This is a genomic window from Burkholderia sp. IO2 (genome assembly GCF_029522185.1).
Lineage (GTDB): Bacteria > Pseudomonadota > Gammaproteobacteria > Burkholderiales > Burkholderiaceae > Burkholderia > Burkholderia cenocepacia.
The window spans coordinates 37,990-45,239 of record NZ_JAKWFH010000058.1 but is presented as its reverse complement, the minus strand read 5'-3'; the positions used below and the strand labels follow the sequence as shown (position 1 = coordinate 45,239).

8 protein-coding genes and 1 pseudogene are annotated in these 7,250 nt (G+C 68.6%); 6 read left to right on the top strand and 3 right to left on the bottom strand.

Annotated elements, in window-relative coordinates; all coding sequences use genetic code 11:
* A pseudogene (locus MMB92_RS28925) lies at window positions 1–399 on the top strand (electron transport complex subunit RsxB); the annotation flags it as partial.
* Window positions 396–1,040: an endonuclease III gene (gene nth / locus MMB92_RS28920; protein ID WP_006478196.1), complete on the top strand. Its 645-nt coding sequence runs from the start codon at window positions 396–398 to the stop codon at window positions 1,038–1,040. The pseudogene MMB92_RS28925 and the gene nth, both read left to right, overlap by 4 nt.
* Before the next feature lie 58 nt (window positions 1,041–1,098).
* On the opposite strand, the gene MMB92_RS28915 is transcribed toward nth, so the two are convergent.
* Window positions 1,099–2,028, bottom strand: a complete 930-nt coding sequence (locus MMB92_RS28915) for a DMT family transporter (RefSeq protein ID WP_034201487.1) — start codon at window positions 2,026–2,028, stop codon at window positions 1,099–1,101.
* A gap of 207 nt (window positions 2,029–2,235) precedes the next feature.
* Here MMB92_RS28915 and MMB92_RS28910 point away from each other — a divergent pair, with 207 nt between their 5' ends.
* Window positions 2,236–2,670: a DUF1841 family protein gene (locus tag MMB92_RS28910; RefSeq protein WP_006490655.1), complete on the top strand. Its 435-nt coding sequence runs from the start codon at window positions 2,236–2,238 to the stop codon at window positions 2,668–2,670.
* Window positions 2,671–2,772: 102 nt separating this feature from the next.
* Here the strand turns inward: MMB92_RS28910 and MMB92_RS28905 are convergent, their stop codons facing one another.
* Both MMB92_RS28905 and MMB92_RS28900 read right to left on the bottom strand, forming a co-directional pair.
* Window positions 2,773–3,132: a cytochrome c gene (locus MMB92_RS28905; RefSeq protein ID WP_006490657.1), complete on the bottom strand. Its 360-nt coding sequence runs from the start codon at window positions 3,130–3,132 to the stop codon at window positions 2,773–2,775.
* A 40-nt stretch (window positions 3,133–3,172) separates the two neighbouring features.
* Window positions 3,173–3,532 carry a cytochrome c gene (locus MMB92_RS28900; RefSeq protein WP_006478192.1) on the bottom strand — a complete coding sequence of 120 codons (360 nt, stop codon included), beginning with the start codon at window positions 3,530–3,532 and terminating at the stop codon, window positions 3,173–3,175.
* A gap of 245 nt (window positions 3,533–3,777) precedes the next feature.
* Between MMB92_RS28900 and MMB92_RS28895 the strand changes: the two genes are divergently transcribed.
* From MMB92_RS28895 to MMB92_RS28885, 3 genes are read left to right on the top strand one after another with little or no spacing between them, the layout of a single operon-like run.
* Window positions 3,778–4,620 carry a MoxR family ATPase gene (locus MMB92_RS28895; RefSeq protein WP_021033334.1) on the top strand — a complete coding sequence of 281 codons (843 nt, stop codon included), beginning with the start codon at window positions 3,778–3,780 and terminating at the stop codon, window positions 4,618–4,620.
* Window positions 4,621–4,644: 24 nt separating this feature from the next.
* On the top strand, window positions 4,645–5,820 hold the full coding sequence (locus MMB92_RS28890) for a VWA domain-containing protein (RefSeq protein ID WP_277563115.1): 1,176 nt from the start codon (window positions 4,645–4,647) through the stop codon (window positions 5,818–5,820).
* Between the two features lie 55 nt (window positions 5,821–5,875).
* Window positions 5,876–7,087 carry a benzoate/H(+) symporter BenE family transporter gene (locus MMB92_RS28885; protein WP_277563114.1) on the top strand — a complete coding sequence of 404 codons (1,212 nt, stop codon included), beginning with the start codon at window positions 5,876–5,878 and terminating at the stop codon, window positions 7,085–7,087.
* Window positions 7,088–7,250 lie beyond the last annotated feature (163 nt).

The window sequence follows — 7,250 nt, the reverse complement described above, 5'->3', positions numbered from 1 at the left end:
GCCGCCGAAGCGCGCGCCGCCGCACGCCGCGCGGCCAGCGCCACGAAGCCGGCCGCGGAGCCCACCGCCGCACAGCCCGGCGCGCCAGCCGCCGCACCGGCCGCCGACGACGCCGAAGCGAAGAAACGCGCGATCATCGCCGCCGCGCTCGAACGCGCGCGCAAGAAGAAGGAAGAACTGTCCGGGCAAGGCGCCGGGCCGAAGAATACCGAAGGCGTGAGCGCGGCCGTCCAGGCGCAGATCGACGCGGCCGAGGCCCGCCGCAAGCGGCTCGCCGAACAGCAGGCGCAGCGCGACGCCGAAGCGGCATCGGGCAGCAACGACCACGACAACGACAACGACGCAGGCAACGACGATCCGGACGGCCCGTCCGCGCCGCCCGACCAGAACGCTCCATGAACGCCAGCAAACGACGCGCGATCTACGAAACGCTGCAGAGCCTCAATCCGCATCCGACCACCGAGCTCGAATATTCGACGCCGTTCGAGCTGCTGATCGCCGTGATGCTGTCCGCGCAGGCGACCGACGTGTCGGTCAACAAGGCAATGCGGAAAATGTTTCCGGTCGCGAACACCCCGCGACAAATCGTCGCGCTTGGCGAGGAAGGCGTCACCGAGTACATCAAGACGATCGGCCTCTATCGCACCAAGGCGAAGAACGTGGTCGCGACGTGCCGGATCCTGCTCGAGCGTTACGACGGCGAGGTGCCGGCCGATCGCGAAGCGCTCGAAGGCCTGCCGGGCGTCGGCCGCAAGACGGCGAACGTCGTGCTGAACACCGCGTTCGGCCAGCCGACGATCGCGGTCGACACGCATATCTTCCGCGTCGCGAATCGCACCGGGCTCGCGCCGGGCAAGGACGTGCGGGCCGTCGAGGCCGCGCTCGAGAAGTTCACGCCGAAGGAATTTCTGCAGGACGCGCATCACTGGCTGATCCTGCACGGGCGCTACGTGTGCAAGGCACGGCGGCCCGAATGCTGGCACTGCGCGATCGAGCCGCTGTGCGAATTCCGGCCGAAGACGCCGCCGCCCAACGAATAAGCGTCCGGTACGACGGGCCCGCGCCGCGGGCCGTCGCAGTCCCCGCCCCCTTTCCCGACTACGCGTTGGACGTCGCCGTCGCGTCGTCGGCCGCCGCGCCGCCCGCGCGCACGAGCGCCAGCACGGCCGCCAGAATCGCGACGCCGCCCGCCCATTGCAGCGGCGACAATGCCTCCCCGAACAGCAGCGCCGCGAGCGCGACCGTCACGACCGGCTCGAGCGTCGACAGCATCGACGTGCGCGCGGCCCCGAGCCGCGCGAGCCCGGCGAAGAACGCGAGCATCGCCGCGACCGTCGATATCAGCGCGATCGCGAGCATCGACGCCCAGCCGCCGGCCGTCGCCGGCCAGCGCGGCGGCGCGCCGAACGCCGCCGTTCGCACGACGGCGATCGCGACGAGCGTCGCGCTGGCCGACAGGCAGATGATCGCGGTGGTCGCGAGCGGATCGACGCCGCGCGTCGCCTTCGTGCCGCCGACGATGTACAGCGAGTAGATCACCGCGGCGGCCAGCGCGAGCGCGATCCCGAGCGGCTCGCCGTGCCCGCCGCCGACCATCAGCGCCGAACCCGCGACGCACAGCACCAGCGCGACGGCCTTCGCGCGCGTCAGGCGCTCGCCGAGCCACCACGCGGCCAGCAGCGTGACGAACGCCGGATAGAGGTACAGCAGCAGCGCGACGAGGCTCGCCTGCGCGTGCTGCAGCGCGCTGAAATAGCAGAACGACTGCCCGACGTAGCCGAGCGCGCCCATCGTCACCAGCGGCGCGAGCGCGCGCCCGCGCGGCCACGCGACGCGGCGCTGCCGTGCGATCGCGGCGAGCACCGCGCCGCCAATCGCGAAGCGCACGATCAGCAGCCCGAGCACGTCGACGCCGGCCGCATACGCATAGCGGCCGAAAATCGCCATCGCGCCGAACGCGGCGGCGGACAACGCGACGTAGAGCGCGCCCTGCAGGGCCGCGGACGATGGGCGGACGGTGGCGGTCATGACGAAACGGGCGGCAACGCGCCGTGACGGGAATCGCCGGAGTGTAGCGGCGCGGCGGCGGCGAGCCTACCCGCGCTTACCCGTTCCGCGGCGGGCGGGCGCAACACCGCCTCGACCGCTGCCGGGGCCGCCGCCAGCGCCGTGCGCCGCTCCGGCGTACAATGCCCGACGCGGCATGAGCCGCCCGAATCACGACGTTTCCCCACCATGTTCAATCCAAGCCGCGACGACGTGCGTCGCTTTTTCACCGAGACCTGGCGCAAGCAGCGCGCGGGCGAGATCCTGACGCCGCTGGAAGCGATTGCCGCCGACTGGATCGTCGAGCATCCCGAATACCACGACGAACTGGCCGACGCCGACGGCGCGGCGGCGCGCAACTACACGCCCGAGGAAGGCCGGACCAATCCGTTCCTGCACCTGTCGATGCACCTCGCGATCAGCGAACAGCTATCGATCGACCAGCCGCCCGGCATCCGCGCCGCGCACGACAAGCTGGCCGCGAAGCTCGACTCGACCCACGACGCGCAGCACGCGATCATGGAATGCCTCGGCGAGACGATCTGGGAAGCGCAGCGCACCAACACGCCGCCCGATACCGACGCGTACCTGCAGCGCATCCTGCGCCGCGCGTCGCGCGACTGACGCCCCGAGGCCGGCACATCGGCCTGCACCGGGCCGCGGACAAAAAAATACCCCGCCGAGGCGGGGCATTCTTGCTGCGTGAGCCCGCGAGGCCCGTCGCGCTTACTTCTTGAACACGAGGTCGGTTTCCTTCAGCGACTCGATGTAGGACGCAATGTCCTTCATGTCGCTGACCGACAGGTTCTGTACCTGCGCCTGCATGATCGCGTTGTTGCGACCGAGCAGCGGGTTCGTCAGCCCCATCTGGTACTGGCGCATCGCCCACACGAGGTAGTCGGCGTGCTGGCCGGCGAGGCGCGGGTACTCCGCGTTGATCGGCTTGTTCAGCTGCGCGCCGTGGCAGGCCGCGCAATTGTGCGACTCGACCAGTTCCTTGCCCTTCGAGATGTCCGCGGCGTGCGCGGTACCGATCGCGAGGCCGGCCGCCAGTGCAACCGCCGCCGTCTTGAATGCGTTGTTCATGAATGCTCCTGTCCCGCCGGAGAGATCGGCGGCGCGCGCTTTACTTGTAGGGATTGTCCTTCGTGTCGGCCTTCTGCGCGGCGTAGTACGCCGACAGATCCGCGATGTCCTGGTCGGTCAGCGAACCGGCGATCGCATTCATCGACGGGAAGTGACGATCCTTCTTGCGGTAGGCCTTCAGCGCGTTCTCGAGGTATTGCTGGTTCTGGCCGCCGAGGACAGGCACCCGGTAGACCTCCGGGTACGCCGCGCGGTAGTCCTGGATGCCGTGGCAACCGATGCACATGGCGGCCTTGCTCGCCCCGTCCTTCGGGTTGCCGACCACACCGGCCGCCTGCGCGCTGCCCGCGAGCGCCACGAGCGCTGCGACAACGACGTGTTTGCCGACGAATTTGTTCATAGCTCTTGTAACCTAGCTTGAGGGGAAACTGGCGCCAAAGCGGCAACGGCCCGCGCCGTTTTGCTTATCGGATCGCCACGCAGGCCAAAAAAAACGGCCAGATTGTACCGCGTCGGCGGGGAACGCGTCCATACGGCGCCCCGGTTCGCCCCGCCGCAGCCCCGCAACGATACGCGGGCGCGGCCCAACCGGACAGCCCTTCTGACTTATACTGGGTTTTTTTCCCGATGAAGAAGAGCGCCGCCATGCGTTTCGAAGGGTCCTCGCAGTACGTCGCCACCGACGATCTGAAGCTCGCGGTCAACGCCGCATTGACGCTGCAACGCCCGCTGCTGATCAAGGGCGAGCCCGGCACCGGCAAGACCATGCTCGCCGAGGAAGTGGCCGCCGCGCTCGACATGCCGCTGTTGCAGTGGCACATCAAGTCGACCACCAAGGCGCAGCAGGGCCTGTACGAATACGACGCCGTGTCGCGGCTGCGCGATTCGCAGCTCGGCGACGCGCGCGTGAAGGACATCGCGAACTACATCGTCAAGGGCGTGCTGTGGCAGGCGTTCGACGCCGAGCGCCCGAGCGTGCTGCTGATCGACGAGATCGACAAGGCCGACATCGAATTCCCGAACGACCTGCTGCGCGAGCTCGACCGGATGGAGTTCCACGTGTACGAGACGCGCGAGACGGTCCGCGCGAAGCACCGTCCGCTCGTCATCATCACGTCGAACAACGAGAAGGAGCTGCCCGACGCGTTCCTGCGCCGCTGCTTCTTCCACTACATCCAGTTTCCGGACCCGTCGACGATGCAGAAGATCGTCGCGGTGCACTTCCCCGACATCCGCGAGGAACTGCTGCGCGCGGCGCTCGAGAGTTTCTTCGAATTGCGCGGCGTGTCGGGCCTGAAGAAGAAGCCGTCGACGTCCGAACTGCTCGACTGGCTGAAGCTGCTGCTCGCCGAGAACATCCCGGCCGACGCGCTGCGCGGCGCGGACGCGAAGCAGATCGTGCCGCCGCTCGCGGGCGCGCTGCTGAAGAACGAGCAGGATCTGAGCCTGCTCGAACGGCTCGTCTACATGAACCGGCACAACCGGTAACTCCCCCACCCCGAAGGCCCGGCCATGCTGCTCAATTTCTTCTACGCGCTGCGCGCAGCCAAGCTGCCCGTCTCGGTGAAGGAATACCTGACGCTGCTCGAATCGCTGAAGGCCGGGCTGATCTCGCCGTCGATCGACGCGTTCTACTTCCTCGCGCGGATGACGCTCGTCAAGGACGAACAGTACTTCGACAAGTTCGACCAGGCGTTCGGCGCATATTTCCACGGTGTGTCCACGCTGCCGTCCGAGGCGTTCGACATCCCGCTCGACTGGCTCGAGAAGCGCTTCGAGCGCGAGCTGTCGCCGGAGGAGAAGGCGCAGATCGACGCGATGGGCGGGCTCGACAAGCTGATGGAGCGCCTGAAGGCGCTGCTCGACGAGCAGAAGGAACGCCACGAAGGCGGCAACAAATGGATCGGCACGGGCGGCACGTCGCCGTTCGGGCACGGCGGCTACAACCCCGAAGGCGTGCGCATCGGCGGCCCGTCGAACGGCAACCGCACCGCGGTGAAGGTGTGGGAGGCGCGCGCGTACCGCGACTACGACGATTCGGTCGAGATCGGCACGCGCAACATCAAGGTCGCGCTGCGGCGGCTGCGCCGCTTCGCGCGCGAAGGCGCCGCCGAGGAGCTCGACCTGCCCGGCACGATCCGCAGCACGGCCGCGAACGCAGGCTGGCTCGACCTGCGGATGGTGCCCGAGCGCCACAACAACGTGAAGGTGCTGATGCTGCTCGACGTCGGCGGCTCGATGGACGACCACATCAAGCGCACCGAAGAGCTGTTCTCGGCCGCGAAGGCCGAATTCAAGCACCTCGAATTCTTCTACTTCCACAACTGCGTGTACGACCACCTGTGGAAGAACAACCGCCGCCGCCACGCGGAACGCACCGCGACGTGGGACGTGCTGCACAAGTTCACGCCCGACTACAAGCTGATCTTCGTCGGCGACGCGACGATGAGCCCGTACGAAGTGCTGCAGCCCGGCGGCTCGGTCGAATACAACAATCCGGAAGCCGGCGCCGTGTGGCTGCGCAGGCTCGCCGACCAGTTCCCCCATCATGCCTGGCTGAACCCCGAGCCCGAGCGGCTATGGGAGTACCGGCAATCGATCGCGATCATTCGCGACGTGCTCGGCCAGCGCATGTATCCACTGACGCTCGCGGGCCTCGAAACCGCGATGCGCGCACTCAGCAAGTAACGACACCCACCCGCAGATACACAGGCCGCGTCCGAGCGGCCGCCCCGGAGATTGCATGAACCCTTCGCCCACCGCGAGCGCCGGCCGCGCCGGCGGCCGCCGCTTTTTCGCCGATACGTCCGTGTCCGCGCTCGTCGCCGGCTTCGTCGCGATGATGACCGGCTACACGAGTTCGCTCGTGCTGATGTTCCAGGCCGGCCGCGCCGCCCACCTCACCGATGCGCAGATCTCGTCGTGGATCTGGGCGCTGTCGATCGGCATGGCGCTGACGACCATCGGCCTGTCGCTGCGCTATCGCGCGCCCGTCGTGGTCGCGTGGTCGACGCCCGGCGCCGCGCTGCTGATCGCGTCGCTGCCCGGCGTGCCCTACCCCGAGGCGATCGGCGCGTTCGTCGTGTGCGCGCTGCTGCTGACGGCCGTCGGCGTAAGCGGGCTGTTCGACACGCTGATGAAGCGCATTCCGGCCGGCATCGCGGCGGCGCTGCTCGCGGGCATCCTGTTCGAGATCGGCATCGAGATCTTCCGCGCCGCGCAGTTCCAGACCGCGCTGGTGCTCGCGATGTTCTTCACCTACCTGATCGTCAAGCGCCTCGCGCCGCGCTATGCGATTCCGACGACGCTGATCGTCGGCACGGCCGTGGCCGGCGGCCTCGGCCTGCTCGATTTCAGCCGCTTCCACATCGCGCTCGCGCAACCCGTGTTGACGATGCCCGCGTTCTCGATCGCGTCGATCGTCAGCATCGGCATTCCGCTGTTCGTGGTCGCGATGGCGTCGCAGAACGTGCCGGGCATCGCGGTGCTGCGCGCGGACGGCTATCCGACGCCGTCGTCGCCGCTGATCGCGACGACCGGCCTCGCGTCGCTGCTGCTCGCGCCGTTCGGCTCGCACGGCGTGAACCTCGCGGCGATCCCGGCCGCGATCTGCACCGGCCCCGAAGCGCACGAGGATCACGCGAAGCGCTACACGGCCGCCGTGTGGTGCGGCACGTTCTACCTGATCGCCGGCATCTTCGGCGCGACGATCGCCGCGCTGTTCGCGGCGCTGCCGAAGGCGCTCGTCGTGTCGGTCGCGGCGCTCGCGCTGTTCGGCTCGATCATGAGCGGGCTCGCGAACGCGATGCAGGACGTGAAGCAGCGCGAAGCGGCGCTCGTCACGTTCATGGTGACCGCGTCGGGCCTCACGCTGCTGTCGATCGGCCCGGCGTTCTGGGGGCTCGTCGCGGGCGTCGTCACGCAGGTGATCCTGAACGCGCGGCGCCCCGCGTGACGCGGCTCGCCGGCCGCCGCGGCGCGTGCCCGGCACGCCAAAACGTGCTCGACACGAATCGGGCCTAAAATGATGGATCGGAGGCGGCGCCCGGCGCCGCTTCGCTTCGCCGCCGCGCTCGCGCGGCCCGTGAGAACCCGGCGCCCCGCGCGCTTCTTTCGAA